Origin of the sequence: Ferrithrix thermotolerans DSM 19514 (genome assembly GCF_900128965.1) — a bacterium.
GTDB classification, from domain to species: Bacteria; Actinomycetota; Acidimicrobiia; order Acidimicrobiales; family Acidimicrobiaceae; genus Ferrithrix; species Ferrithrix thermotolerans.
Map to the genome: position 1 here is coordinate 23,515 of NZ_FQUL01000015.1, position 26,242 is coordinate 49,756.

The 26,242-nt window shown below is 50.6% G+C and carries 27 protein-coding genes, 1 tRNA gene and 1 pseudogene; 8 read left to right on the forward strand and 21 right to left on the reverse strand.

Features of this window, described 5'->3' with window-relative positions; translation table 11 throughout:
* The first annotated feature begins 45 nt into the window (after window positions 1–45).
* Window positions 46–117: transfer RNA gene (locus BUA24_RS06270), tRNA-Arg, on the forward strand.
* Between the two features lie 185 nt (window positions 118–302).
* Here the strand turns inward: BUA24_RS06270 and BUA24_RS12470 are convergent.
* Window positions 303–464: a hypothetical protein gene (locus BUA24_RS12470; RefSeq protein WP_178138730.1), complete on the reverse strand. Its 162-nt coding sequence runs from the start codon at window positions 462–464 to the stop codon at window positions 303–305.
* 277 nt (window positions 465–741) lie between these two features.
* Here BUA24_RS12470 and BUA24_RS06275 point away from each other — a divergent pair, with 277 nt between their 5' ends.
* Both BUA24_RS06275 and BUA24_RS06280 read left to right on the forward strand, forming a co-directional pair.
* Window positions 742–2,238, forward strand: coding sequence for a UDP-N-acetylmuramoyl-L-alanyl-D-glutamate--2,6-diaminopimelate ligase (locus tag BUA24_RS06275; RefSeq protein WP_072790093.1), 1,497 nt, complete (start codon window positions 742–744; stop codon window positions 2,236–2,238).
* 33 nt (window positions 2,239–2,271) lie between these two features.
* Window positions 2,272–3,171: a glycosyltransferase family 2 protein gene (locus tag BUA24_RS06280; protein ID WP_084660258.1), complete on the forward strand. Its 900-nt coding sequence runs from the start codon at window positions 2,272–2,274 to the stop codon at window positions 3,169–3,171.
* A gap of 26 nt (window positions 3,172–3,197) precedes the next feature.
* Here the strand turns inward: BUA24_RS06280 and BUA24_RS06285 are convergent, their stop codons facing one another.
* Window positions 3,198–3,806, reverse strand: coding sequence for a DedA family protein (locus BUA24_RS06285; RefSeq protein ID WP_178138731.1), 609 nt, complete (start codon window positions 3,804–3,806; stop codon window positions 3,198–3,200).
* 64 nt (window positions 3,807–3,870) lie between these two features.
* Here BUA24_RS06285 and tatA point away from each other — a divergent pair, with 64 nt between their 5' ends.
* Window positions 3,871–4,086, forward strand: coding sequence for a twin-arginine translocase TatA/TatE family subunit (gene tatA, locus BUA24_RS06290; protein WP_072790100.1), 216 nt, complete (start codon window positions 3,871–3,873; stop codon window positions 4,084–4,086).
* 210 nt (window positions 4,087–4,296) lie between these two features.
* On the opposite strand, the gene ctaF is transcribed toward tatA, so the two are convergent.
* From ctaF to BUA24_RS06330, 8 genes are all read right to left on the reverse strand, one after another.
* Complete coding sequence (ctaF, locus tag BUA24_RS06295) at window positions 4,297–4,695, reverse strand: aa3-type cytochrome oxidase subunit IV (RefSeq protein WP_072790103.1); 399 nt, start codon at window positions 4,693–4,695, stop codon at window positions 4,297–4,299.
* Window positions 4,692–6,401, reverse strand: coding sequence for a cytochrome c oxidase subunit I (gene ctaD, locus BUA24_RS06300; protein WP_072790106.1), 1,710 nt, complete (start codon window positions 6,399–6,401; stop codon window positions 4,692–4,694). Before ctaD ends, ctaF begins: the two co-directional genes overlap by 4 nt.
* Window positions 6,402–6,407: 6 nt before the next feature.
* Window positions 6,408–7,214: a cytochrome c oxidase subunit II gene (gene coxB / locus BUA24_RS06305; protein ID WP_084660259.1), complete on the reverse strand. Its 807-nt coding sequence runs from the start codon at window positions 7,212–7,214 to the stop codon at window positions 6,408–6,410.
* 13 nt (window positions 7,215–7,227) lie between these two features.
* A complete protein-coding gene (qcrB, locus tag BUA24_RS06310; RefSeq protein ID WP_084660260.1) occupies window positions 7,228–8,901 on the reverse strand; it encodes a cytochrome bc1 complex cytochrome b subunit in 1,674 nt (557 codons plus the stop codon).
* Window positions 8,894–9,796 carry a ubiquinol-cytochrome c reductase iron-sulfur subunit gene (locus tag BUA24_RS06315; RefSeq protein WP_072790109.1) on the reverse strand — a complete coding sequence of 301 codons (903 nt, stop codon included), beginning with the start codon at window positions 9,794–9,796 and terminating at the stop codon, window positions 8,894–8,896. Before BUA24_RS06315 ends, qcrB begins: the two co-directional genes overlap by 8 nt.
* Entirely contained in the window at window positions 9,793–10,659 is an 867-nt protein-coding gene (gene qcrC / locus BUA24_RS06320; RefSeq protein WP_084660261.1) for a cytochrome bc1 complex diheme cytochrome c subunit, read from the reverse strand. The genes BUA24_RS06315 and qcrC overlap by 4 nt, the downstream gene beginning before the upstream one ends.
* Window positions 10,660–10,722: 63 nt before the next feature.
* Window positions 10,723–11,319: an aa3-type cytochrome oxidase subunit III gene (ctaE, locus tag BUA24_RS06325; RefSeq protein WP_072790112.1), complete on the reverse strand. Its 597-nt coding sequence runs from the start codon at window positions 11,317–11,319 to the stop codon at window positions 10,723–10,725.
* 72 nt (window positions 11,320–11,391) lie between these two features.
* A complete protein-coding gene (locus BUA24_RS06330; protein ID WP_072790115.1) occupies window positions 11,392–13,533 on the reverse strand; it encodes a HelD family protein in 2,142 nt (713 codons plus the stop codon).
* Window positions 13,534–13,593: 60 nt separating this feature from the next.
* On the opposite strand from BUA24_RS06330, the gene hemE reads away from it, so the two are divergent.
* Window positions 13,594–14,712 carry a uroporphyrinogen decarboxylase gene (hemE, locus tag BUA24_RS06335; RefSeq protein ID WP_084660262.1) on the forward strand — a complete coding sequence of 373 codons (1,119 nt, stop codon included), beginning with the start codon at window positions 13,594–13,596 and terminating at the stop codon, window positions 14,710–14,712.
* Window positions 14,709–16,070, forward strand: coding sequence for a protoporphyrinogen/coproporphyrinogen oxidase (locus tag BUA24_RS06340; protein ID WP_178138732.1), 1,362 nt, complete (start codon window positions 14,709–14,711; stop codon window positions 16,068–16,070). The genes hemE and BUA24_RS06340 overlap by 4 nt, the downstream gene beginning before the upstream one ends.
* On the opposite strand, the gene cobT is transcribed toward BUA24_RS06340, so the two are convergent.
* The 9 genes from cobT to BUA24_RS06380 form a co-directional block, all read right to left on the reverse strand.
* The gene (gene cobT, locus BUA24_RS06345; RefSeq protein WP_072790120.1) at window positions 16,060–17,121 is read right to left on the reverse strand and encodes a nicotinate-nucleotide--dimethylbenzimidazole phosphoribosyltransferase; all 1,062 of its coding nucleotides are present in this window, start codon (window positions 17,119–17,121) and stop codon (window positions 16,060–16,062) included. The two genes, BUA24_RS06340 and cobT, sit on opposite strands and share 11 nt — an antisense overlap.
* On the reverse strand, window positions 17,121–17,699 hold the full coding sequence (locus tag BUA24_RS06350; protein WP_084660263.1) for a GtrA family protein: 579 nt from the start codon (window positions 17,697–17,699) through the stop codon (window positions 17,121–17,123). The genes cobT and BUA24_RS06350 overlap by 1 nt, the downstream gene beginning before the upstream one ends.
* Window positions 17,700–17,799: 100 nt before the next feature.
* Window positions 17,800–19,506 (reverse strand): MFS transporter, encoded by a 1,707-nt coding sequence (locus BUA24_RS06355; RefSeq protein WP_245790323.1) that lies wholly within the window; start codon window positions 19,504–19,506, stop codon window positions 17,800–17,802.
* A 214-nt stretch (window positions 19,507–19,720) separates the two neighbouring features.
* Window positions 19,721–20,386 carry an efflux RND transporter periplasmic adaptor subunit gene (locus tag BUA24_RS06360; protein WP_072790128.1) on the reverse strand — a complete coding sequence of 222 codons (666 nt, stop codon included), beginning with the start codon at window positions 20,384–20,386 and terminating at the stop codon, window positions 19,721–19,723.
* Complete coding sequence (locus BUA24_RS06365; protein WP_178138733.1) at window positions 20,380–21,105, reverse strand: ABC transporter permease; 726 nt, start codon at window positions 21,103–21,105, stop codon at window positions 20,380–20,382. Before BUA24_RS06365 ends, BUA24_RS06360 begins: the two co-directional genes overlap by 7 nt.
* 52 nt (window positions 21,106–21,157) lie before the next feature.
* Window positions 21,158–21,283: a hypothetical protein gene (locus BUA24_RS13165; protein WP_272867291.1), complete on the reverse strand. Its 126-nt coding sequence runs from the start codon at window positions 21,281–21,283 to the stop codon at window positions 21,158–21,160.
* Window positions 21,284–21,285: 2 nt separating this feature from the next.
* Window positions 21,286–22,002, reverse strand: coding sequence for an ABC transporter ATP-binding protein (locus BUA24_RS06370; RefSeq protein WP_245790325.1), 717 nt, complete (start codon window positions 22,000–22,002; stop codon window positions 21,286–21,288).
* Window positions 21,980–22,486 carry an efflux RND transporter periplasmic adaptor subunit gene (locus BUA24_RS06375; RefSeq protein ID WP_473234722.1) on the reverse strand — a complete coding sequence of 169 codons (507 nt, stop codon included), beginning with the start codon at window positions 22,484–22,486 and terminating at the stop codon, window positions 21,980–21,982. The genes BUA24_RS06370 and BUA24_RS06375 overlap by 23 nt, the downstream gene beginning before the upstream one ends.
* Before the next feature lie 234 nt (window positions 22,487–22,720).
* Entirely contained in the window at window positions 22,721–23,062 is a 342-nt protein-coding gene (locus tag BUA24_RS06380) for an efflux RND transporter periplasmic adaptor subunit (protein ID WP_072790136.1), read from the reverse strand.
* A gap of 531 nt (window positions 23,063–23,593) precedes the next feature.
* Here BUA24_RS06380 and ychF point away from each other — a divergent pair.
* Entirely contained in the window at window positions 23,594–24,679 is a 1,086-nt protein-coding gene (gene ychF / locus BUA24_RS06390; RefSeq protein WP_072790142.1) for a redox-regulated ATPase YchF, read from the forward strand.
* Between the two features lie 151 nt (window positions 24,680–24,830).
* Here ychF and BUA24_RS06395 read toward each other — a convergent pair whose 3' ends face one another.
* Together BUA24_RS06395 and BUA24_RS12475 are read right to left on the reverse strand one after the other, a co-directional pair.
* A complete protein-coding gene (locus BUA24_RS06395) occupies window positions 24,831–25,259 on the reverse strand; it encodes a type 1 glutamine amidotransferase (protein WP_072790144.1) in 429 nt (142 codons plus the stop codon).
* A gap of 119 nt (window positions 25,260–25,378) precedes the next feature.
* Window positions 25,379–25,552, reverse strand: coding sequence for a hypothetical protein (locus tag BUA24_RS12475; protein ID WP_178138735.1), 174 nt, complete (start codon window positions 25,550–25,552; stop codon window positions 25,379–25,381).
* Window positions 25,553–25,906: 354 nt separating this feature from the next.
* Here BUA24_RS12475 and BUA24_RS06405 point away from each other — a divergent pair.
* Window positions 25,907–26,242, forward strand: a pseudogene (locus BUA24_RS06405) (IS1634 family transposase); the annotation flags it as partial.

Consider the following 26,242-nt stretch of genomic DNA (forward strand, 5'->3'; position numbering starts at 1 on the left):
TACAATCCCCGATATCGTCCATCAAACAGCTAGACTGACCATAAAGCCCTCGTAGCTCAGCGGATAGAGCACTGGCCTCCGGAGCCAGGTGCGCAGGTTCGAGTCCTGCCGAGGGCGCAGCACGTAGGATCGGTTCGTGCGACGTTAGAGCCCTTTAGAGCCAAAGACTCTGGGCAATTCGCAACCACCTTCAACTAGTAATGTTGATGCTGACATCTAGTAAGCATCCTTAGACCAAACTCCCCGTTGCTTTACCCCAAGGAAGTTACGTGACTTGCTCTTTCTTATCTGCAGCAGCAGTCTTAGTCCAAAGATACCCCTTCTCGAAAAGCCGCACCCATGGAGGTGGTTACCGAGGTCACGACTGGGTAGGTGGTCGAAAGTAGCAACAAGATAACATTCGACCTTGCGAACTTCTCCAAATCCGAGCTGGGGTTCGCTTCTGTTCCGCATGGATCGCCCACAGCTGCACCTTCTGGATGTTGCTCAGGTAAAAGATATTAGAAATATCAGCATCTCCAATGCGACTCCCAGCACCCAAACCCCTAATCGTCCGTCGAAAGCTTCGTTACATCTACCTTTACTCTTCTTAGATTCGCCAGCAAGAATGCACCACTTTGTAAGTAAGTTGCGATGCAGCTGTAAGAATTTACTAAGTGTTGAAGTCCTCATACATAGGGATGTTCTGTGGCTAGTAAGGTAGTGTGCGAAGCGTTCACCATATGAGTACCTTGGAGTAGTGTGAGTCCCAAATTATCTGAGTTGCAGGCCCTTTTACCTACATCGCAGCTAAAGGGAGACGATGCAGTCTTTACAGACTTGACTCTCGATTCCCGGGAGGTAAAGTCAGGTTGGATGTTCTGTGCCACCAAAGGCTCAAAACACGACGGGCACAGCTTCATCGCAGAAGCAACAAGAAACGGAGCAAGTGCTCTCATGGTCTCGCAAGTCGTTGACTCACCGTTGCCGCAACTAATCGTGCCGTCGGTACGCCTAGCTCTTGGCAAGGTTGCAGATTACACAAATGGCCATCCTTCGAGGTCGCTGAATCTCATTGGCGTCACAGGAACCAACGGGAAGACCACTACTTCGTACCTTATAGAGTCGATACTAAGGGCAAGTGGCCACTCGACGGGACTGATAGGGACGATAGAGGCCAAGTACAAAGACTCAAGGCACCCATCCATCCATACAACGCCGGAGGCTCCGGATCTCCACAGGTATCTAAAGGAGATGGTATCGGAAGGGATAGATTCAGTCGTGATGGAGGTGTCGTCACACGGCATCGATCAACACCGGGTGGACTCTGCCCACTTCAGTGTCGCAGTATTCACCAACCTAAGTCCCGAACACCTGGACTATCACGGAACTATCGAACAGTACTATTGGGCCAAGTCCCAGCTGTTTATAAAGTCAAGAAGCGAATCAGCAGTGGTGTGTGTAGACGATCAATGGGGCGAGCGCTTGGCAAGCCAGATTGAGATCCCAAGGATTACATTCGGTTACAACCCTAACGCCGACGTTAGAATCAGCGATGTAAGAGTGACTCCCGAGGGGACAGACCTTTTCATCAAAGGAATGGGCTACAACAGCAACTTACACGTCCAAATCGTAGGTGCCTGCAACGCTCAAAACGCCGCAGCGGCCTACATCACCGGCAGACTACTTGGGGCTACTGACGCCGAGGCTCGTGACGGGATAGAGCAATGTAGCGGAGTCTCCGGTAGGTTCCAGCAGGTCTCTTTAGGACAAAACTTCTTAGTCGTCGTTGACTACGCACACACGCCGGACTCAATACGAGCTCTCATCCAAACCGCTCGGGAGATCATCGGTCCCGAGGGTAAGGTGACCCTTGTAGCCGGCGCTCGGGGACGAAGAGACAGAATCAAGCGTCCGGAACTAGGCAGAGCTGCAGCTACAGCAGACCTTGCGATACTGACAACAGACAACCCCGGAGACGAAGATCCCGCTAACATCGTCAAACAACTCGTAGCAGGCACCTTTGACATACCCAAAAAGCACATCCAGGTCGAGTTAGATCGCTCTCGGGCTATTAGACGAGCCATAGAGATCTCTGAAAAAGGTGACGCCGTCTTGATCGTCGGTCGCGGCCATGAAGGATACTTTAGAGTGGGAAACAGCCAGATACGTCTAGATGACCGACAAGAGGCCGAAGAGGCGATTCGCATGAAACTTGGCCTTGTAGATGAAAACCCCCAGCCAAAGCCGCTCCTGTAGAGTACCTATATCGAAGAAAGGAGTCAAAGGCCCATGTTGTCAGGGGAACAGATAACAGTAGTAATTACCGCCTACAACTCACAAGAAACCATATCTAGAGCAATAGACTCCGTGCTCGATCAGACCGTGCAACCCAAGGAGATAATAGTTGTAGACGATGGATCAACGGACGCTACAGCACAAATTCTTTTGAGCTTTGACGACAAAATAAGAGTCATATCCCAGAGAAATCAGGGTCCATCTGCGGCAAGGAACACAGGGATCAAGGCCGCTAAGACAACATGGATAGCTCTGCTCGACGGAGATGACCTTTGGCATCGAGAGAAACTCCAAAGGCAGATAAAAGCTCTTGAATGTACAGATGAACTGGATTTAATCGCCTCGTCCTGGAGCAGGACTCCCCCAGATCCGGGACCTTTTACATGCACACTTACCCGACTGTCCTACATATCGTTATTGATAATGAATAGATTTCAAACCTCGACTGTCCTAGTTAAAAAGGCTTCAATCGAAGAACACGGGGGGTTTAATCCGTCTTTAGACACAGTCGAGGACTGGGCGATGTGGCTGAAGCTCTCTTCCTCAAAGCGACTTGCGATACTCGAACAGCCTCTCGTCCTTTATCGAGATAACCCTACAGGAGTATCGAAAGACCTGAACGAGTTCTTCAAAAAGACCGTGCTTCTCATAGATCAAGAGGCCTCCCAAGGACTCCTGAACACCGACCTCTTCAACAAAGTTGCAGCCTGGCACTATCTCAGGATCGCTGCCAACATGGGACTAACAAAACAGTATCAAAGTGCTCTACAGGTGGTCCTCGCCCTATATCGCTCCAAGTATCGAGCTAACGCATTCCCCGCAGCAAGAGACTACCTAGCACCCTTTTTAATCTCACGCCTCCGCCGCCGAAAGCTTGTTGGCTCCTCACAATGAGAATCGCGCAACGCAAGTAGTCAATCTCACTTCTCTTTGGAGAACTCTCTGAGATATCTGTACAGAAAATACAGCCCAATAGTTGCAACTATGGCCACAAACACTATCACCCCGGTGGTACCAGCGGTCTTTTCCACCGCAGCGAAGGACGTACCCGCTGTGTAACCAAGATATGAGTACAAGACGGCCCAGCCAACCCCACCTATAATATTTGCAACAGCAAACTTGCGATAGGGCATCTCAGACATACCAGCGACACCAGGCACCAACACCCTCAGGACGGTGGTAAAGCGTCCAACAACTACACCTATTACTCCCCTTTTCGCTATAAACTCGGTGACCTGATGAACCCGCTTTGGCTTTACAAGGCGTCCGGAGGCCTTCTCGAGAATCCGGTGTCCAAATTTCTTTCCTACAAAATATCCCACGCTATCACCCAGGACAGCTCCTAGGGAGGCTACGGTCATCACCAACCATAATGGGAACTTATGCTCATAAGCCAACACCCCACCAAGGATAACTGCCGTTTCACCTGGGAAGATAAATCCTAAAAAGACCGATGCCTCAAGAGCTGGAAGGAGAAATATCATTGCCAACGCAAAGGGCGGAGGAAGATTTAGGATGGCTTTAGTCAAAAAGGACATTACTATAACATAGAGGAGATTGAGGGCGAATCAATTCCACTCTAAGGAGGGTCAGATGATTTTTGGAGAGCTATTCAGCCCTACAGATCTCGCAGTTGTCGTAATAGTAGTTCTTCTGCTCTTTGGCGGCAAGAAACTTCCCCAGCTGGCTAGATCTCTAGGTACCGCTTCATCGGAGTTCAAAAAGGGTTTAGAGGAGACTCAAAAGCCAGGGGATAAGGGTACAAGCCAGACGAATGGCGACTCTAACCCCACAGTCAAAGACTCTTAGATCTCCAACCTGTGTTTGAGAACTAGTAAGTCAATGTACAACATGAATAATCGCAGAGTTCCATTTGACTCTGCGATTTTTCATTTCCGTAGCTCATATTTTTTTTTACTCGTCCACTACGGATACGCTTAGGGGAGCCTCCTGACCCAAGTCGCAGGCTCCCCTAAATCACAGGCCCTTGCCCAATAGAACTAGGAAGAAAACAGGGAATTAGCGATGCGCCATCGCCTTGGGCTTTGATGACAGCGTTCCGCCGATCGCTGCAGAGATCACAAATCCCATACCAATCACCGCCGTCCACGCTCCAAAGACGAAGGCGAGGGCGGTAAGGAACACACCAATACCCAAGACGAAAGGCCATATTGTGTACGACGGAAAGTATCCAACCGCTCCCTCGATCTCTTCCAACGATACGTCTTCTCGATCCTCCGGTCTGGGAGACATCCTCCTCGACCACCATCCTAGGTACAGACCGGGCATGATACCAAGCAGCGCACTAGCGACTAGGAAGATCGAGTTTCCTGAGTCTCCGCTCCAGAGGAAGTATATTACGACAACTAGGACGAAGAAAACCCCCACACCTACGTAGATTCGAGACTCCAGCTTCATAACGCTGCCTCCCGCTCCTTTGACTTCTTACGGGCTAACTCTTCCTGATGCGCCTTCCAGTCCGCATGCTCTGGGTGATTCATATCCCAGGTCGGCCTGAGAGACCGTATAGGGGGAAGCTTGTGAAAGTTGTGGGAGGGAGGCGGTGATGAGGTCGCCCACTCAAGAGTGTGGCCATCCCAAGGATTATCGCCAGCCGGGATCGGCTTACGCCATGAGATCCAGAAGTTGTAGAGGAACACAACGAAGGCAATAGCCGTTACGTAAGCGCCGACAGTCGAGACCTTGTTGAGGAAGGTGAACCCATCGGAGGGACCATACTCAGCGATCCGCCGTGGCATACCCCTTAGGCCAAGGAGGTATTGAGGAAGAAACGTAATGTTAAATCCTATGAAGGTTAGCCAGAAGTGCCACTTACCGAGGCTCTCACGGTACATCCTCCCGGTTAGCTTTGGATACCAGTAGTAAAAGCCAGCAAAGCCAGCAAAGACCGCCGAACCAAAGAGAACCTGATGGAAGTGGGCTACAACAAAGTAAGTGTCGTGCGTGTAAAAGTCAATTGGCGGTGATGCCAACATAACGCCCGTTATACCACCCATGGTAAAGGCAACGATGAAACCTATTGCAAATATCAGAGGAGTCTTGAAGTCAAGATTTCCCCTCCATATGGTTCCTATCCACGTGAAGATCTTTATACCGGTTGGAACTGCGATCAAAAGGCTCATTGCTGAGAAGAACGGTAGGAGAACAGTACCGGTGGTAAACATGTGATGAGCCCAAACACCGGTGGAGAGACCTGCAATTGCTAGAGTTGCAAACACAAGACCCTTGTATCCAAAGACCGGCTTCTTAGAGAACACCGGAAGGACCTCCGTGATGATTCCGAAGTACGGAAGAGCCAAGATGTACACCTCCGGATGTCCGAAGAACCAGAACAGGTTCTGCCATAGTACTGGAACCCCTCCACCTTTAACAGAGAATATGTGGGTTCCAAAATGGCGGTCAGCGTACAACATTACCAAAGCCGCCGTGAGGACAGGGAAGGAAATCAAGATCAAAATTCCTGTAACAAGCATGTTCCAGGTGAACACTGGCATACGGAACATCGTTAGACCCGGCGCTCGCAAATAAAATATGGTAGTCACCAAGTTAACCGCTGTAAAGATACCCGAGAAACCAACTAGCGCAACAGAGACGATCCAAAGATCAGGACCGGCTCCCGGCGAGTAGGTTGAGTCGGACAAAGGAGCGTATGCAACCCAACCAAACGCCGCTGCTCCAGATGCTGTCAAGAATCCCAGCAACATTGTGACCGATCCAGTAAGGAAAAGCCAATAGGACAGCGCGTTTAACCTTGGAAACGCCATATCCGGTGCTCCAATTTGAAGCGGAACTAAGAAGTTGGCAAAACCTCCAAACACGAAGGGTCCTGCAAAGATATAAAGCATTATTGATCCGTGGATCGTAAATAACTCATTGTATGTTTGCGGGGACACGAAGTGATTGTTAGGTGCAAATAGCTGAGTCCTGATCAGCTCAGCCATAAGACCCGCAATGAAGAAGAATACCAAGGCCGTATACATATAGTTTTTCCCGATCACCTTGTGATCGGTGCTGGTGACCCATTTGTAGATACCCGAAGGTTCTGAACCGTGGTTCGGAGGATGGGACTCCAGTTCCTCCATTCTCTCAGGTGCAATAGTCATATCTAGCTAAGCTCCAATCGTGTTGTGACTTTGTTGAGATATCCAGGAATTGAACTGCGCAGGTGTAACCACCTTTACAGTGAAAAGCATCTCCGAGTGATAGAGTCCACAAAGCTGTGAACACCTACCAATGAAGGTGCCAGTTTGGGTTGGCGTAAAGTCAAAGTAGTTGTTCACGCCAGGCAGTGCGTACCTTGAGAAGTCGAACTGCGGTACGTAGAAACCATGAACTACATCATTAGATACCAGATGAATTGTCGTTGTTTCTCCCTCAGGCAAGACCAACTGAGGATATACACTTGATCCACCTACCCCCTGGGTAACCTTGGTAACACCAAAGGAGGGATAATTGAACTTCCACCCCCACTGAAACCCGACGACATTCACTCTAAGATTCGGATGTGATGAAACAGCGGTAACCTTGTTCTCCACCTGCACGGTAAGGACAAAAAGAAACGCCACTATCAAGATGGGGATAACCGTCCAAGTGACTTCCACCGGGATGTGGGAGTGTGTCTGCTTTGGAATCGACTCGTCCTTCTTTCGATACCGAAATATCGCCCAACCCAACGGTACAAAGACAGAGAGAAGAACCGGTATTGAGATGATAGTGAAGAGCTGAAACAGGTGAAACGTATCCCGGCCTTGAGTCGTCGCTCCCTTATTTATCGCAAAGGTAGGAAGGTTACACGCACCAAGGACCAACGAAGCACCCAAACCGGTACCTACAACCCTTACAACCTTCGGTAACCTAGATAAGTGCACCAGTCGCCTCGGAAATGAGGCACTTCCTAATAAACCACTTGCCCTCATAAACTAACCACTCCTACTGCCTGTCCTGGCCACCGCGACGACGCTGGCGTCTTGAACCACGACCCCCAAACAGCCCACCGCTTCCGGGAAGATTCCGTGGGACTCTAAATATCCCTGAACCGCCCGACCTAGATGGACCGATCTCGTCGTGAAATGCAGAACCTCCGCCCTTCGACGAACTCTCCCCTACTCCGACAAGATCCTTGTCTCGGTGTTCACTTGCAACTCCACCCATGAAAGACTCATACTCCTTCTCCTCAGGTACCTCCATGGGCTCGAACTCCTCTTTGACCACGCCCCCAGCCTCATCTCCTGCGACAGGCACGGAGTGGTACTCCCCGTCCAGTGACCTCGTAATAACAACCGGAGGTCGTCGCGACCCAGCCTCCTCAACTACTTCCGTCTCCTTCGTCAGCATGTAGGTTACATATCCAGCTACTGGTGGTAGAGCGATCAGCAGGACCCTGAACGTCCACAAGACAAGGTTAAGCGAAGTATTGAACGTGTTGGCGAGAACATCTGTTGACGACGCAAAGAACAATACGATGTAGAAGGTAAGAATACCCACACCAAGCGACGTTCTCCAAGGATTATCCCTAGGACGATCACATAGGTTGTGGACTTCGTCGTCCTTCGTTATCTTTTTCTCAATAAACGGCCAGAGACTCAGAGCAGTAAAGGTAAGGCCAGGCAACAAGACCGCTGGGAAGAATACATTTGGGATCATATGTCCAAACCCAACCACCTCCCACGAGGGCATAAGCCTTAGGGCACCGTCAAGCCACCCCATGTACCAGTCGGGCTGGACGGCATAGCTAACCTTGTAGGGGACGTATGGACCGTATAACCAGATGGGATTGATCTGCACGAGCCCCCCAAGAGCCGCTATCACAGCAGCCGTTATGAAGAAGAACCCACCAGCTTCAAGCGCATAAGTCGGCCAAAACACCGTGCCAACCACGTTTTTGTTCGTGCGCTTCGGAGCTGGATACTGAGTATGTTTTTGGTGATACATAATTCCAAGATGTGCCGCCAGCAAACCTACGATCAGTGCTGGCACCAGCAGCACGTGAATAGTGTAAAATCTCGGAATTATAGCGTTGCCAGGGTAATTTCCACCAAAGAGGAAGAATGCCAGGTAACTTCCCACCAGAGGTACCGACTCAACGATAGAAAAAGCTATCCTGATGCCGGTCCCCGAAATTAGGTCGTCCGGTAGTGAGTACCCGATGAAGCCGTTGACTATTGCCAAAATTAGGAGAATGGACCCAATGATCCAGTTGATCTCCCTAGGCTTCCTAAACGATCCAGTGAAGAACACCCTGCACAGATGCACAACGATCGCTGCTATAAAGATATTCGCTGCCCAGTGGTGCATCTGTCTCATGACGAGACCCGCTCTTACTGAAAAACTAATATGCAACGTCGAAGCGTACGCCTCCGACATACTTTGCCCTCTAAGCGGAGCGTACGAACCGTGGTATATGATCTGCTGCGTCGAGGGCACGTAAAACAGCGTGAGGAAAACTCCCGTAAACAGCAACACTATAAATGAGTACAGCGCTATCTCACCCAACATGAAGGACCAATGGTCAGGAAAGATCTTATTTAGGGAACTTCTTCCACCTTTAGCGATACCTAGGCGCTCATCCAGCCATTCCGTTGTCTTTTCAACTCGCTTATTCATTACCCCTCTCCCAAAAACCAGGACCGATAGGCTCGTTAAATCCAGATTGCGATCTAATTACTCCCTCTGCATCCACGTAAATCGGCAACTGAGGAAGTGGCCGTGGAGCAGGACCAAATACAGGTGTCGCACCCGTCAACACGTCAAAGAGACTCTGGTGACACGGACATAGAAGTTGCTGTGTCAACTCTTGGTATAGTCCTACAGGACATCCTGCGTGCGTACATACCTTGGAAAATGCCAAGTAGCCCTGAGGACCCCAGGTTTCTCTTCCCGGACGAGTAACGATATCATAATTTCCCGGCCTCACGAGGATTACTTGATCGACTGCATTTCCGATGAAACCCTCCGGAAAAACCGTCATGGCTCCGCCGACCTCTAGATCACTAACTAGAACCGGCGACCCGTCCACCTTGGTCAGCTGCGAGCCGTGCTTCCAATCTGTTAGATAGAGCGACTTGCCAGGAACCGGCCCAAGGGAACGGAGGAACGGGAAGAGCTGCAAAATAGCGAAGGCTCCTAGAGATACACCTAGCATCTTTCCCAGAAAAGACCTCCTACCTAAGACCTTATTGCCCCGCTCCAGGGACTTGTAGAAAGCCTCCCGATCAAGGTCTGAAGACCTTAAGTCGTGTCTTTCTTGAACATAGGGTCCGTGAGGGGTGAGGTATTTACCCCACGCCACTATTCCGACACCGATTCCCACAAGAGCGACAAATAGTAGAGCGCCTTCCACCTGAGGTTGACCACCTAGCCAAAAGGTAACCCCTAAACCGATAGTCGCCAGAAAGGATATAACAAAGAGTGCACCGATAAACCGCTCCATGGATCTAGACCCAGTCATCGATGAGTAGTCAAGGTTTGGATCCTTGCGGGCTTGTTGTACATCACTCATCTTTGCGCACGACCTCCAACCCAATATCCAAACAGCATCAGCCCACCCAGGCCAATGAGGATTCCGACAAAGCCTTCCGTAACCGGCCCCACATGCCCTAAAGCCAAACCTCCCGGATCTTGTGGCCTTTGCAGATACAAAACGTATTTGACGATGTCTGCAACTTGGGCGTTGCTAAGAGTTCCATTGCCGAATCTGGGCATATTTCCGGGACCCGTCCTAACAGCTTCTGCTATCTGCGTGGCACCGACTCCATAAAGCGATGGCGCATACACGTTGTTAGCGAGGGCATCTCCAACGCCTGTAATGGTGTGACACGCAGCGCAGTTCGTTGAAAACAAACTTTGCCCCTGCGATATGTTCGCTCCGGTAACGTTCACAGATGGTATCCCCGGACCACCAGGAGCCAAAGACGAAACATAAGCAGCTATCGCTAGCGTCTGCTGCCGGGTAAACTTTCTCGGCTTTTGCACGGCCTGAACGGTTGGATCTTCGAGAGGCATACGGCCCGTATAAACCCAAAAGTCTATGGTCGCTGCTCCCAGCCCTTGAAGATTCGGCGCCCTAGAACTTCCGCCGGCATCTATGCCATGGCACGTCGAACAGTTCTCTATGAAAAGCGTTCGACCCTCTGGAATGAGAGACGAGGGCGGGTTCTTGTACACGATCGCTGGAGCGTTTGCTTGGGTAAATGTAACCGACTTGGCCTCTTTCACCGATGTCTGCTGAGTTGCCTGTTGGGCCGCAGCAGAAGAGCCCCCAAAGGCAAGCATTCCGGCAAATCCAACGGCAGTCGACAAGAGCGCAGAAATACCTAGTGCTCTTGCCTTTGAAGAGTTCAAACTCCTAAGTGAAACCTTCATAGCTCTCCCATACCTCAAACCCTCGAACCTCTAACCTGAACGACGTCGCAAGCAAAGCTACCGCTAATGAAGAAGAAACAGACATGCATAGAGAGCAACCCAAACGACGTCAACGAAGTGCCAGTAGTAACTCACAGACTGGATGGCAGCCAATCTGCCGGGATCTTTAGCCCTGCCCGCCATTCTTAGCAGTAAAAATCCCATAGCAACGAGACCTAAGATCACGTGAAGCCCGTGAAGACCTGACATAAGGTAGAACAAAGAACCATAAGCATTGGTCTGGGGTCCAAATGTAAATTTATGCCACTCAACCGCCTGGTTAGCGACGAAGGAGGCACCCATAACGATCGTCAGTACTATCCACCACTTCGCTGACCGTAACCTGTTATGTTCTGCTTCGAACACAGCCTTTTGCATGGTCACGGATGACATAACCAAAATCGCAGTGAATATCCCCGCCTGAACTACGTCGAGATGGATACCCGCAGGCGGCCAAGGTTTGCCGTCGTGAGCCCTTATTGTAAAATAGGCCGCAAAGAGACCGCTGAAAAACATCATCTCTGAACCGAGCCACACCATAGTGCCTACGCCCAAGATGGTCGGCTTGTTGAACCGTATTGGTTCTCGACCACTGCGGGCGGCTACAACTGCTTGCGCCACGTTCCCACCTAAAACTACTCGCCATTTATACAAATCCTCATAAAAAGAGGGTCTTGTATAACTCTACGTCAACTACTTAACTAAAAGCCAATTGGGAAATGGTTGAGAACTATAAATTTTTATCCGATTCGTAGCCCGAGTTACTGCTACGTAAAGAGCAGGCAGGCTTCGCTCGGCATCATCGACCAAGGACAGGGGTTCAAGAATAAACACCTCGTCGAACTCTAGGCCCCTCACCTGCTCGACTCCTATTACAGATATTGACTCCCACTCACTTAGCCCTTCTTTATCGATCTCTCTTCTTAGCGCTTCGCTGTCTTTGTTAGGAACGATCATCGCAAAGCGACCCTGCTCTTTACGTTCAAATAGGTCCTTCGCATCAGCAACCGCTCTTTGTATAAGGTCCTTCGCTTCGATAAACTGCACTCCTCCAGGAAAGCTCCGGATCGACTTGGTCCTTCTCGACCCAGCTAGGTATCGACTCTTAATAAGATCGGCTAGCTCCGATATCTCTTGAGAGGTTCTGTAGTTCACTGAGAGCTCCAGCATATGATGGTCTTTCGAAGAAAGTGGTTCCAAAATATCATCCCATCGCCTATTAGGCCATGGACCAAAGGACTGAGCAAGGTCCCCCAGTATCGTCATAGATCCTGAAGGGCACTTTCGCTTCAGTAGTCTTGCCGTCATCGGGGATATATCTTGGGCTTCATCCACAATTACATGACCGAAGGTCACGTCATCATCGCTTTGTTCATCTAAGAAGGTCTGAAGTTCATCGAGCAAGACCACGTCTTCAATACTCCATTGATGTCTCTTTACATCAACACCTTGGTCTATCGTCAAGACATCTAGCTCTTCTTCGCTGAGGATATCCTTGGCTGCGAGTTTCAGCAGGGCTCTGTGACTAAAGAGATCATACAGGGTCTCTTCTGCTGAAAGACGAGGCCAAATCCGCTCAACGACAAGCTGAAACTCTACCGACTTCCTTAACGCAGCGGCGACCTCCCTCGCCACCTCCACACCGTCTTCGCCGGGTAGATGCTGTGCCACTTGATCCTCAAGTCCAGCGTGGATGGAGATCACATTTGTGACCGCCCTAACTTCAGTGGTCAGGTCCCCTCCCTCAAGGTACTGTTCTGCGAGCAGTTGTGAGAGTCGCAACTCAATCACTTTTCTTTTAGGGTTGTGCGGACCTGGACGGCGCTTCATTGATCGTACGAGTTCTTGGCTCATTTCAGTGGTAACCGTCAAGTACTTTCTTCCAAAAGCCAGTCGCAGGTCTTTCCTCAAAGGTCTCTCTCTGTCCCTGACGGCCTTCCTGAGCAGCTTCTCCATTCTGAGATCTCCTTTGAGGCGCCTTCTCTGTATCTCTGGCTCAAAAGCAGCCTCCGCAAATCCGCAAAGCCCCGCAATGGTATGCAGTTCTACTCCGCTCTCGCCCAAAGACGGCAACACCCTGCTTATATATTTGACAAACTCTGAAGAGGGGCCTATTACTAAGAGGGGCTGTCGCTCAAATCGCCATCTATGGGTGTACATGAGGTAGGCGGCACGATGTAGTGCAACCGCAGTTTTTCCCGTACCTGGAGCACCTTGCACTACCAAAATCCCCGAAAGAGGGTACCTTACGATCTCGTCCTGCTCTGCCTGGATCGTCGAGACGATGTCAGACATGTAACTAGTTCGGGGTTTTGAGATCGCACTAAAAAGAGCACTTGGAGATGGAGGCTCTAAGTACCCCTCACGACTGTCTTCCTCTAAAGATGAAAGCCATTCATCTTCGATGTTGACGACGACATCACGATTACAAAATATGTGTCGGCGAAGTTTCACGCCCATTGTATCTTTCCCAGTGGCGCGATAAAACGCCTCTGCAATCGGAGCTCGCCAGTCCACAACCAGCGGTTCCATAGTCTCCGAGTTCACCGACACCCTTCCGATGTGGTAAGACTCGCCCTCGGACAGCTCTGCAGGCGGCTGAAAGTCAATCCTCCCAAAGATGAGAGCTTGATCCCCTATCTCGAGATTCTCGAGCCTAGCCAAAGACGACCGTACCACGACATCCCGTTCAACTTTTGCTTGGTGCGTTCCGCCTCTTTCGACCTCCAAGACCTGGTTCATAGAAGACTTGATCTGTTGCTTTATCTCCTCAAGACGCTTATAGGCCATCTTCACGTAGCCAGACTCAAACTCCAAATCTTTTTGACTTGCCACAAATCCCCTCGAGCTGCCAACGATAAAAGTACCCCAAAGAGCTTAGGCTGTAGGTTTAAGATGACAGAGCATCCACTTACAACTCACACCCAAAAGCCACTTATCGACCCTTCAATCCTACGAGCGGCAAAACGGGAAAGGCCGGAACGAACACCAGTATGGTTTATGAGACAAGCCGGACGATCACTACCTGAGTACAGAGAGATACGAGGCATAGGATCTATCCTCGACGTCATAAAAGATGCAAAACTTGTTGCCGAGATAACGATGCAGCCCGTTAGACGTTACGGAGTAGATGCCGCCGTTTTATACTCAGACATCATGGTACCCTTGCTCGGCGCCGGGGTGTCTGTCGACATCGTACAGGGGAAAGGACCACAGATATCCAACCCAATGCGAACGACCAAAGATCTTGATTTACTGCGTCCGACGGAGATTCGCGACGCAGTCCACTACGTAAAAGACGCTATTGAGATCCTCAAGTCTTCTCTAGAGGTTCCGCTAATCGGATTTGCGGGCGCACCGTTTACTGTGGCGAGCTACCTGATAGAGGGTGGACCGTCAAAGTCCTACTCCAAGACCAAGGCCCTTATGTTAGAGGACGAGAGGATGTGGCACGGCCTCATGGAACGGCTAGTGGAGGTAGCCTTCGAGTTTCTCCGCCTCCAGATCGATGCGGGGGTCGACCTTATTCAAGTCTTTGACTCCTGGGTAGGCTCTTTGTCTCAACGACACTACCTAAAGTACGTAAAGCCATACACCAGAGAGCTATTCAATGCCCTATCAACCTATCCAGTCCCAAAGATACACTTTGGAGTGGGTACCGGCGAGCTACTGGCGGACATGGCAGATATGAACATCGATGTCTTAGGGGTGGACTGGAGAACTAGTCTGAGAGACGCTAAACAGCGTAGCCGTCGTCCTTTAGCTATGCAAGGTAACCTCGATCCAGCGGTGCTGGAAGCCTCCCCAAAGACGGTTCTGTCGGAGTGTATCGAGGTAATTAAGAGCTCAAGGAGTTGTGATGGATACATCTTCAATCTAGGTCACGGAGTTCCTCCTCATATCGACCCGGCCCAACTCGAACGAATAGTTAGGTTTGTCCATGAGTTTGGAGACAAAATACGCTACGAAGATTTAGACCCTTCAGTGGAGACAATTTGGGAGTATTTGGATTGAAAACAGCGGTGGTTGGTGGAGGTGTGACCGGCTTGGCAGCGGCCTTCTTTCTAGCACAACAGCCAGAGATGGAGGTAACTGTATTTGAGTCGGATAGTCGTATGGGTGGAAAAGTCCAAGCGGAAGAGCTAGGAGATCTATCAGTGGAGATGGGTCCCGACTCCTTCGTAACTAGATCAGCGGCGATCTTTGAGATAATCTCTGAGATCGGCCTCGGAGATTTACTGATACACCCCAAGGCCAACAGGGCGCTCATACTTAGAGGAGGGAGCCTACGAACCTTACCGCAGGGCTTGAATCTAGGATTCCCTACGAACTCTGCACAGATCTTAAAAAGCGAAGTCTTGACCCCTTTGGAGAAACTCTCCACCTACCTGAGGTGGAGACTGCAAAGAGATGCTGACTTTGCAAAGAGCAGCGACGATATCGGCAGAATCCTGCAGTATTACGTAGGTCGCCCTTACGTAAGGTACGTTCTTGACCCCCTTATCGGAGGGATCAACGCAGCCTCAGTGTACGGAGCCAGCGGAGAGATCACAGCCTCTCAGATCTTACGACTTCTACGTGGCGAACCACAAGTCACAACCACGACAGATCATACTCAAATGCCTCCTTTCGCCTCGTTTGAAGGAGGGTTATCGGTCTTGATAGGTCACATGCAGGAGTACCTGAAAGGTCGCGGCGTCGCTCTTCGTACCAACTCGGTAGTCTCAGATCTCAAGCTGACCTCGAATGGCGTGATGCTTGAGACTGATCTAGATGTCGAGGAGTTTGACAAGGTAATCCTCACCACACCACCTTCCGTGACTGGCATCCTCTTACGCGATATCTCTCCTGAGACCGCACAAATTCTTCGCTCCATAAGAAGGGCTTCAGTGACGATGTCCACTTTGTTGGTCGACGCAGATCTAACACATATCCCATCGGACGTAGCTGGGGTCTTGGTACCAAGAGATCAAGGCTTCCTAACTACTGCAATCACACTAGGTCCAAATAAGTGGCCTGAATGGCGAAGCAACGCAGGTCAGATACTTCGTATCTCAAGTGGAAGATTTGGCGAGGGTGAGCACCTAAAGATCAGACCGGACGAGTTGGTCAGTCTCCTAATAGGAGAGGCACAGGAGATACTAGGTACCCACATAGGGCTTTTGGACTACAGAGTAAAGCGATGGGTCGGAAGCTTTGTAAGATTTGCGCCGTATCACCGTCAACTGATGAACAAGGTCGAAAAGACGCTCGCCGCAGACTCCAAGGGTGCAATCGAGCTTTCCGGATCTTTTGTGAGAGGATCCGGAATTCCAACCTGCATACAGGTAGCCAAAGAGGTGGCCGCGAGAACTCAAAGTTCTAGGCTTTGACCTGCGCAACTCCTGCTTGGTCAAAGGTAGCCATCTCAGACAGAATATTTGACGCTGCTCTGAGAACCGGTACAGCCAAGGCAGCCCCGGTGCCTTCACCTAAACGCATATCCAAAGTCAATAACGGACGTAGGCCCATGTGCCTAAGCGCCACAGCTGCTCCAGGCTCGGTCGAGAGGTGACCCGCAAAGATATAGTCCACAATTAGGGGACTAAACATGGTGGCAACCAAAGCTCCTGATAGAGCTATCACCCCGTCTACTAGGACTGGCCTCCTCATTTCAGCAGCCCCAACTACGTAACCTGCGATCGCAGCGATCTCAGCGCCTCCCAGTTCCGAGAGCAGAGCGACAGGGTCGTCCAATGACGCAGTGCTTCTTTCAGCCCTCATCAGGGCAGCCTCAACGATCTCGCACTTACGAGAAAAGGTAAGGTCATCAATTCCCGTACCGCGACCAACTACCTCCTTTGGATCAACCCCAGCCGCAGCTGCGATGAGCGCTGCTGCAGGCGTAGTATTTCCAATTCCCATATCTCCAGTGACCAGCAACTGAGAACCCGATCGAATTAGATCTTTAGCGACATCCCTACCGACCTCAAAACACCCTCGTGCCTCCCGGTAGGTCATGGCAGCCTCTGAGCAAATCGACTTGGTTCCAAATATCTGTTTGCGTTGAACAAGACCCTCCAGCAAAGAGGTATCAGAGGCGACACCCACATCCACAACGAGAACTCTTGCACCGACCACCGAAGCGATAACATTTATCGCTGCTCCACCCGTAACAAAGTTCGACAGCATCTGGACAGTAACCTCTTGAGGCCAGGGCGTAACTCCCTCACCGACGACTCCGTGGTCTCCAGCGAACACGGTCACATCTATCAAATCCAAAGAAGGTGGGGGTGTCTGTCCGAATATGCCGCAGAGCCGGTTTCCTACTTCTTCCAAAACACCTAGCGATCCGGGGGGCTTAGTAAGCGACAACTGGCGCTGCTTTGCGGAGTCGATGTGAGCTTGCGATACCTTTTCAACCGATACTGCAAGATCTGTCATTACATCGCCTCAGCATCCAGCGTAACAGCGCCAGACCCGAATAAAAATCGATTGAAGACTATGTATTTACCGATCCACAGCACACCAAATGCAAACAAGGCGGCTAAGTTGACGAAGATAGCATCAACAAGGTGGCTTAGTCTAAGGTGTTCAGCTAGGTCATGTGCGTACGCCACAGCTATGAGAGAAAGAACGAGTCCCAAAAAGGTTAATACCCAAAATGGAGCAACCTCTTTCATGAAGTGCGACTTGCCCGTTTTCCCCCATACCCAAGCCCTGTTTAGGTAGTAACCCGGTACAGCTGTGGTTGCCGTCGCAACTACATTGCACGAAGTCGCTGACCACCTTCTAACCAGTCCAAACAGAACGAACAGGATTATCTGGGACAAAGCGACGGTAATAGCCGAGACCGCAGAGTACTTTATCGCCTTCACACCGACAATACTCTGCACTCGAGCATAAAGCTTCATAAAATAACTAAGCACGACTAACAGTGTAACCAATCTACCTGAGCACAACTTAGTCGTTAACATAATTAGGGCAACTAATCCTGAGTAGTTGCTAACAGTTGCGCGCATCTCAACAACCCGCTCTTCATGTGCGCTTCACAGCAAACAGTCAATGTTTAGTTCTAGGTTCCAAATATGACTCAAATGAAGACCTATACTTTGGACAACCTCACCTGTTAGCCCTTCTAACGCCGCGAGTAAAAGACACTAACGCCGCCACGAGACAAGCGACAAGGGCAAAGCCGAAAGCTTCATGAAGGCCAGAAGCAAAAGAGTGTGATATCAGATTTGGGAAGAACTCTCTTCCGGTCAGGACCGAGACCTCAGGTCTAGAAAGTCGACTGAGAGAACCTGATCCTAAAAGTTTCTGAATGGGATCGTAACCGAGAAACGCCGAGAACAGTACAGAGACAGCTGGAAGGTGCGCTACTCTTTCTGCAGTTGTTGAAGGAACTCCATAACGTATAAGACCTCTACTCATGACAGATGGCAAAGAGGAGGATAGCCCTGCAATCATGAGCGAGAAAAAGATTCCTATCGAAAACACCTGTGCGGAGTTCTGAAACGTTGAGTTCATGGCACCGCCCACCCCACGGTTCTCAGCCGGTAGCGCGTTCATAACAGCTGCGCGGTTGGGAGAGGCGAAGAGACCTTGGGAAAGTCCGGACAGCAGCAAAGTTCCCCCAAAGTAAATGTAAGAGAAATTCACTGGAGCAGATATCAGCAGCACAAACGCCACCGCAGTACCTATGGGTCCAATGGTGGCGAACAGCCTTGGTCCGAACCTATCAGAAAGATACCCCGAGACAGGACCTGCTATCAGGAATCCCACCGTCAAAGGGAGCATAAAAATCCCCGCCCATAGTGGAGTTGCGGCAAAACTGTATCCATGCAGGGGCAGCCAGATACCCTGAAGCCAGATAACGAGCATGAAGAGCAACCCGCCTCGAGCAATCGAGACAAGGAATGTCGAGAGGGTCCCAAAGGTAAAGGCTTTGATCCTAAAAAGCGAGATTCGAAACATAGGGTTTGGGACCTTGGTCTCTATCACAAAGAAAGCTGTTAGGAGTGCAACGCCTCCCCCGAGCTCGGATAGTACGGCTGGAGAACTCCATCCGGTTGCGCTTGTTCCATGTGGCTCGATGCCGTAGGTAATTCCGATAAGGATCAGTATCAGACCGACGGCAAAGGTAAGGTTTCCCATCCAGTCGATCTTGGAAGGCGTACGAATTCCTCTCTCTTCAAGTTTGTAATAGGACCATACTGTACCGAAGATCCCGATCGGAACAGAGATAAGAAAGACCAGTCTCCAGTTGATTGGCGCTAACACTCCTCCAAGAATAAGTCCAATAAACGACCCGCTTATGCCGGCGACCTGATTTATACCAAGAGCCATCCCTCGCTGATTCGGCGGAAATGCATCGGTCAGAATAGCGGAGGAGTTTGCCACCAAGAAAGCGGATCCCAAACCCTGCACCAACCGCATCACTATGAGCCAAGTAGCTCCGCTTCGACCGTGCATCCAGTCCACAGTAAGGAGCAGAGAGCCCAACGTGTAGATGACAAAGCCAAGGTTATACATCTTTACACGGCCATACATGTCGCCAAGGCGCCCCAGACTGACTACCAAAACACTAGTGACGACCAAAAAACCCAGTATCATCCACAACAGGTAGAAGCTGTTCCCAGGCCCAAGAGGATCCAGTCCGATACCTTTGAAGATATCCGGTAGTGCGATTAGGGTTATTGAGCCGTCTATGGTTGCCATGAGAACACCGAGAGTTGTGTTCGACAGAGCTATCCACTTATAAGATGAATCACCCTCTCTGGCGCCTTCTCTTCTGCGGCCAACGGCCGCCAAAACTTTACTTGACAAAGTAATCTGCCCCCAAACCTAAATCATGAAGCTCCCCGGGTAGAAAAGGGATTGTGATTTTGGTGCAGGACAATCAGTCTGACCTAGATCACATCTAGTTGGTTAATACAACCAGCTATCTTATTGATTGGAAGGAATAGTCGGTCATCGTGGCTATTTAAAATGTGAAATCTTCGTAGAGGAGAATCACATTACGCAGGTATCGACTTTCTCATCAACCGGCAAGGCTCTTTCTAAGTGCTCGGGTCGAGAGTCCACTTGACGCAGGTATCGCCTGATTCTCATAAGCAAGGACTACCGACTCCCCCGGCTTTAGGATCTCGGAACTGATCGCTGTGTATGTCGAGCCTACGGTCAGGACCCTCACCGGAACGATCCTTGTAGTCCCTTGAGAAGTCATCAGCTCTACCGACTGCTTGGAGCCGTTGACAGAGACAGCTGAGGTCGGAACCGCTAGAGAACGGCTCTTAGTTGAGACCGACAGCACGACCTGGGCGTAGCTTCCATCGAAGACCGCCTGACGGAAGTTTGAAATCTCAAGAGTCACGGGAAGCGATACAAGACCTGTGATTTTATTGACGGTAGGCGTGGTGCCAATAGAGGCAATTGATGCCTTGTAAGTGGTAGAACTCCCCAAGGGGGTCACGGTTCCCGACGTTCCGAGGTGCAACAACCCCAGATCAGTGGTAGGTACCTGAACACTGACCTGAACCCCTCCGGATCCAATCACGACCACATCAGCTTGGATGTCACTGTATATCATGACCTGGCCTACGGTCATATTGATCTCACCCACCATGCCGTCAAGTGGCGAGGTGAGCGTGGTTGTCTGGTCCAAGGCCTGAGCTCTCGCAAGCCAGCCTTCGTCAGCGCTTACCATCTGTTGATCCGCAGCAACGATCGTCTCAATCGACCCAGGAGAAGTGATCGTCTGATACGACTGCTGTGTGCGTTGGGACTGTGTTTGATCTTAACGAGCCAACTGGCTAAGGGCGGGGTTGTGATGCCGTGCAACATCAAAAGTTCTTTGTCTGCTTCCTGGTAAGCCGCTGACAACGTTTTAGCGCAGGTAGCTTTTATCAGGATGGATTGCACAGACTGGGTCGGAGATACTCCGAGGACCGCTTCCTGTGCAGTGCTTATAGGAACGATTGCCAGATCATCCTGGTTAGACGTAGCCGAGGTACCGTTTCCGACTGGAGCCAAAACTCCTATCACGGTCATCAGCTGACCCGCAACATCAACACTACGGCCTATCGGGAAAGAGTTACCAAAGAGTTCCTGTGCTGTTATCGCTCCTAAAACTATAACGTCGCTCCCCGAGGAGGCATCGCCAGATGTAATGAACCGCCCTGCCTCCATTGTTCGTGATCGAATAGAAAGCCACGAGGGCGTGGTGCCATATACAGTTGTGGTCCAGTTCGAGGAGGAGTAGGTAAGAGTCTCCCTACTCGATATCAGAGGTGCAACGCTTTGAATCGCCGGTGAATCGATATGGTTAAAAAGGGCCTGCGAGTCAGATAGGGTGAGAGTTGACCCGGAACCCAAGCCGCCTTTCACCCCTTGCAAGGACGCTGTACTGCCCGGTGTTACGGTCAAGAGGTTGCTCCCCAAGGTGGCGAGTAGCCTTTACCTTGCCTTGGGCGCCTTCTCATAGACCCACCGTTAACATGATCGCAGCAATTCCGATCACGATACCTAACATTGTCAGGACCGAACGCATCCGGTTCCATCTGACCGCTTCTAGAGCTGCATTGAATAGGTCTAGCCAGCTCAAGGCTACGACACCACCTTACCGTCATGGATTCTTATTACCCTCTCCGCTCGAGCAGCAACTTCGTTATCGTGAGTGATGACGACAATAGTTCTTCCCGAACCGTGAAGTTCTTCGAAGAGCGACAGAACCTCTACCGCGCTCTTTGAATCAAGGTTCCCAGTTGGTTCGTCCGCCAAAATCAAAGGAGGATTGCTTGCAAGCGCCCTAGCAATTGCAACCCTTTGCTGTTGTCCACCGGGCATCTCCATAGGTTTGTGCTCGAGATGATCACCCAGAGCAACCCGCTCTAGCAGTGCCACCGATCGTTCCATCTTCTCGTCGAGCGGAACGCATGCGTAGATCAACGGCAGCTGAACGTTCTTAGGCGCAGTAAGAGGCGTCAATAGGTTAAACTGCTGTAAGACGAATCCTATTATTTCATTTCGGATCTTCGCCAGGGCTCTTTCGTCGAGGCATGCCACGTCTTGTCCGTCTGTATAAAGTCGACCTGAACTTGGAACATCTAAGCAGCCGATTAGGTTCATTAGCGTCGACTTTCCAGACCCTGAAGGACCCGTCATCGTTACGTACTCGCCACGACCGATCTGCAACGACACGCCATCGAGAGCAACAAAGCTGACAGAACCCCTTTCATACCGCTTCGAAATCCCTTCAAGCTTTACAAGAGGATCTCGCTGAACCTTCTTTACCCCTACCTCATCCAACGAATCCACCTCCACCAAAGGCTCCTCTTTTGCGAGGTCCTCTAATCAGTCCACCAAACCTTGGAACTCTCTCAAGCACTTTTTCTCCAGGCGTTAATCCGGAAAGCACGACCACATCCGCACCGACCACCCTTCCTACTCGTATTACAACGTTCTTGCCCTTCCCATTTGAAGTAACCTCTAACACATAAGGAGAAACTGATAAATTTCTCACGGCCAAAACTGGGAGTTCTATAACATCGACAGCTGATGAAGTTGTTATGGATACATTCGCTGGTAATCCGTCGAGGAGTCCAGATGGATCTCCTTGGATGGAGATCGTAACCGGAAAGGTCGCAACACCCCCTGTATTCTGCGCCACCAGAGCAACGTTAGCGACTGATCCAGATATCATAGATGAGTCACCTTGCGGCGCAACAGGTACCGTTTCTTCGTCATGAACCTGAGAGATGCTGGCAGCTATTACACTCCCAACAACCCCCCAAGAACTTGTAGACACAACAGTGATACCCGTCCCTGATGATGCGTTAGCCGAAACGATCTGACCCGGGGTATATGGAACCGACGCCACGGTTCCCGCAAATGGGGCGGTCAGGGTCGCTTCATTCAGGCTCTGCTGAGCAGAGTTGACACTACTTATAGCACTGGTTATTGCGGACTCGTCAGCTGTTATCGTAACCGAAGATGCACCGGCAGCTTGGTCAGAAGCGAGACGCGCCTGATCGCTCGACCGTTATGCTTGTGCCTGTGTAAGAGCAGCTTGAAGATCGGTACTATCTAAAGACGCTAGGATCTGGCCACGGGTCACCCGTTGACCCGGTGTTACATCTACGTACTGCACAATACCGTTCTCAAGAAATGATACTGACTGTTGTTGCGTAGGCTGGATTAACCCGGTCGTGCTTACCAAGGTCCGTAGACTGCCTTTCGTCACGGTGATAACCTTTGTTCGAAGGCCAGTCAAACTTTCTAAAGACGGTCTTGCAGTTAGATACCTAAGACCGTATCCAAACGCCACGAGAACCAAAGCAAGAACAACCTGCAGTAGTTTGTGCCTAAGGTCAGATCTCTTCACGTTTCCTCAGTTCGACTGTAGTTATCCTGACTTCACCCAGTGAGAAACTACAGGACAAACACTGAAACTCGGATAAAAGCGATATGAAAAGAATATCAATTCATGAGGCTAACGATATAAAACGATATTCACTAACACACTCATAACGTTCTAATAAATAACTTCACAGTTTTTTAGTTTTAACACCAACCTAAAGTCATAAAACGACTTGACCGGGAGCGGATACCGCGTTGGTAAACACAACGAAAACAACAGTCTCATCACGGACCGTCCTTCTGCTCTCCAACCCGCAGATATCGTCGCTTCTCTACGTTCATACATAATTGCGTTCTCGTAAAGTACCATGTTGTGCAGAGTCTGATCGATACCTAAGGCGGCTAGCCACGCCATGGCTCGAACCTTCAATGCGCTATCGCAAAAAGCTGATACGCGCTGACCTGAACGTTTTCAGGATTAGTCGTGCAGGTTCACAGACTCTCAATGCACCATAGACTAGGTAAAAAAATAACATCGTCGCCCAGGAAGGATAACATGGGTCTATCGATCGGAATCGTTGGACTTCCCAATGTGGGAAAGTCCACCCTATTCAATGCTCTGACGAAGAACCAGGTCTTGGCTGCAAACTATCCGTTCGCCACGATTGAGCCAAACATCGGTGTCGTACCGCTTCCCGATCCACGACTGAACGCACTTGCCGACCTATATAACAGCGCAAGGATCGTTCCAGCAACGGTAACTTTTGTAGACATAGCGGGGATCGTGAAGGGCGCCTCCAAAGGAGAAGGACTTGGCAACAAGTTTCTAAGTGCCATAAAAGAGTGTGACGCCATCTGTCAAGTTGTACGTGTGTTCGACGACCCTGACGTAATACACGTAGATGGCGCAGTTTCACCAAGTTCGGATATCGAGACTATCAATACAGAACTAATATTGGCCGACCTTCAAACCATCGAAAACCGCCTCGTGAAACTAGAGAAAGAGGCCAAGAAGAATCCTGAGCTCAAGCCGGTTCTCGAGGCAGCTGTTCGGGCTTTTGAGACTCTAAATGGAGGAAAAACGCTTTACAGCGCAGAACAAGAACATGCAATCAGCCTCGAACTGCTCAAGGAGCTCCATCTTCTTACTGCAAAACCATTCATCTACGTATTCAACGTCGACGAAAGCTCCTTGACCGACAAGGATGCTACCAGGGATTTAGCAGAGATGGTAAAGCCAGCCAAGTGTATTACCCTTTCAGCGCAGTTCGAGGCTGAACTTGCCTCATTGGATCCGGTGGATGCTAAAGAGTTGCTCTCTGAATATGGGTTGGAGGAATCAGGGCTGGAGCAGCTGGCCCGAGTTGGATTTGAAACCCTAGGTCTACAGACGTTTCTGACCTCTGGCACCAAAGAGACACGAGCTTGGACCATCAAAAAAGGATCCACAGCGCCCCAAGCTGCAGGAACGATACACAGCGATTTTGAGCGGGGTTTCATAAAGGCAGAGGTTGTAAGCTACGCAGACCTTGTCGAGCTAGGCTCCGTTGCTGCTGTCCGCTCAGCAGGGAAAGCTAGGGTAGAGGGGAAGGAATACGTTATGCAGGATGGGGATGTCGTCGAGTTTAGATTCAACGTCTAAGATCGGAGCCACACCAAGGCAATCCCTCTACCGCATCCCATCTGGGTTCTGTTGTACCACCTTGTCTATGAAGTTATCGACCAGCCTGTACGCTCTCTCTTGCAGATCTTTCTCTCACAGAGGTTTGAAGGAGCATCTTTTCTATAGATATCTAAAGGGAGCCGAGTTCAACGTCAGCTCCAGCATCCAACCAGGTGCGAAACACAGACACATTTACCTCAGGATGAAACTGCAAAGACAAAAGAGTGTCCATCTGAAACGCCTGCAGAGCTTTAGGACTGCTCGCTAAGGTTCGAGCCAACGGTGGAGTGGTCCCTCTATCGTAGTGAAACTGAAACCAATCTCCTCCCGGAATAAGACTCTCGCCGTAACTGTCCACAGGGTGCCAGCCGATCTCATAATGAGGCGCACGTGGTACGATACCTCCGAAACTACGTGCTATAACCTGGCCACCGAAACAGATACCCAGGATGCTCAGCCGAGCGTCACGAGCCTTCAAGATCTCCTCGCTCTCACGCTCAGAGCAATTCCAAGAATCTGCAGCGTACACTGACCACGGAGCTTCTAAGAGTAAAACCAAATCTACATTAAAAAGCAGGCATCACTACTTCGATATTTGGGTCGCCGCAGGCCTCTTCAGGAGCCACTTGGAAGCATGTGAAATCAAATCCCCGATCGCCTTACGTTCGCCGAGCCTCTTCAGCTCTGCGACTGTGCGCAGGCGGCTCTGGCAGATAGATAGGACGAGGAAGCTTCCCGGCGAGTTGAACCGCCCGCCGTGGAGACGAGCCCCTCGCCGCTCAGTGGGTCGTAGCGGGATCCGAGATGCCGAAAGCCTTGACCGGTGAACACCGTCAGTAACGCGGTGGTCATCCGGCCGGCGTCGACGACCACCCTGCTACGCCGTCACGCCCTCGGCCATGGTTAGCCCGAACTTACAACCGCCCCTGACCCAGATATCACCCATGAAGTGGAAAGATAGCTAAGGGTTGGCTGAAAGTGTAGACACGAGTGCCTTGACAGGGTGGTTTTGGTGTGATGCTATGATCTGGTGAAACGCTTTAGCGGTGCCATGCATGTTGCCACTACTCTCCCCAGCACAAGGACAAGATCTATGAGACCCATCTCCTTCGGCGCTCCTACCGCCAAGATGGCAAGGTAAAGAACGAGACCCTGGCCAATCTGTCCTATCTCCCCACCGAGACCATTCAGGTCATCCGTGAGTCCTTGGCTGGTAAGCACCATGTGGTTGCTGAGGAGGGCTTTGCAATCAAGCGAAGTCTGCCCCATGGGCATGTGGCGGCTCTTTCAGCGATGGCGAACAAGTTAAAGCTCCCCTCTCTTCTTGGACCCGCCTGTCGTGAGCGAGATATCATCTATGCCCTGATTCTTGCCAAAGCCATTCACCCAGCCTCAAAGCTCGCCACCTCCCGGTGGTTCAACGACACCACCTTGGGGGCTGACCTCTCGGTTGGGGGCATCTCAACCGATGAGATCTACTCGGCCATGGACTGGCTCTATGAGCGCCAAGGAACGATTGAAGCGACACTTGGCCAAACGTCA

Coding starts and splice junctions, on each gene's coding strand:
- hemE (WP_084660262.1), top strand. CDS start 13,594: ATGACAGAGCATCCACTTACAACTCACACCCAAAAGCCACTTATCGAC.
- qcrC (WP_084660261.1), bottom strand. CDS start 10,659: ATGAAGGTTTCACTTAGGAGTTTGAACTCTTCAAAGGCAAGAGCACTA.
- qcrB (WP_084660260.1), bottom strand. CDS start 8,901: ATGAATAAGCGAGTTGAAAAGACAACGGAATGGCTGGATGAGCGCCTA.
- BUA24_RS06280 (WP_084660258.1), top strand. CDS start 2,272: ATGTTGTCAGGGGAACAGATAACAGTAGTAATTACCGCCTACAACTCA.
- ctaD (WP_072790106.1), bottom strand. CDS start 6,401: ATGACTATTGCACCTGAGAGAATGGAGGAACTGGAGTCCCATCCTCCG.
- BUA24_RS06360 (WP_072790128.1), bottom strand. CDS start 20,386: ATGGTAAGCGCTGACGAAGGCTGGCTTGCGAGAGCTCAGGCCTTGGAC.
- tatA (WP_072790100.1), top strand. CDS start 3,871: ATGATTTTTGGAGAGCTATTCAGCCCTACAGATCTCGCAGTTGTCGTA.
- BUA24_RS06315 (WP_072790109.1), bottom strand. CDS start 9,796: ATGAGTGATGTACAACAAGCCCGCAAGGATCCAAACCTTGACTACTCA.
- ctaF (WP_072790103.1), bottom strand. CDS start 4,695: ATGAAGCTGGAGTCTCGAATCTACGTAGGTGTGGGGGTTTTCTTCGTC.
- BUA24_RS12475 (WP_178138735.1), bottom strand. CDS start 25,552: ATGACCACCGCGTTACTGACGGTGTTCACCGGTCAAGGCTTTCGGCAT.
- cobT (WP_072790120.1), bottom strand. CDS start 17,121: ATGACAGATCTTGCAGTATCGGTTGAAAAGGTATCGCAAGCTCACATC.
- BUA24_RS06350 (WP_084660263.1), bottom strand. CDS start 17,699: ATGCGCGCAACTGTTAGCAACTACTCAGGATTAGTTGCCCTAATTATG.
- ychF (WP_072790142.1), top strand. CDS start 23,594: ATGGGTCTATCGATCGGAATCGTTGGACTTCCCAATGTGGGAAAGTCC.
- coxB (WP_084660259.1), bottom strand. CDS start 7,214: ATGAGGGCAAGTGGTTTATTAGGAAGTGCCTCATTTCCGAGGCGACTG.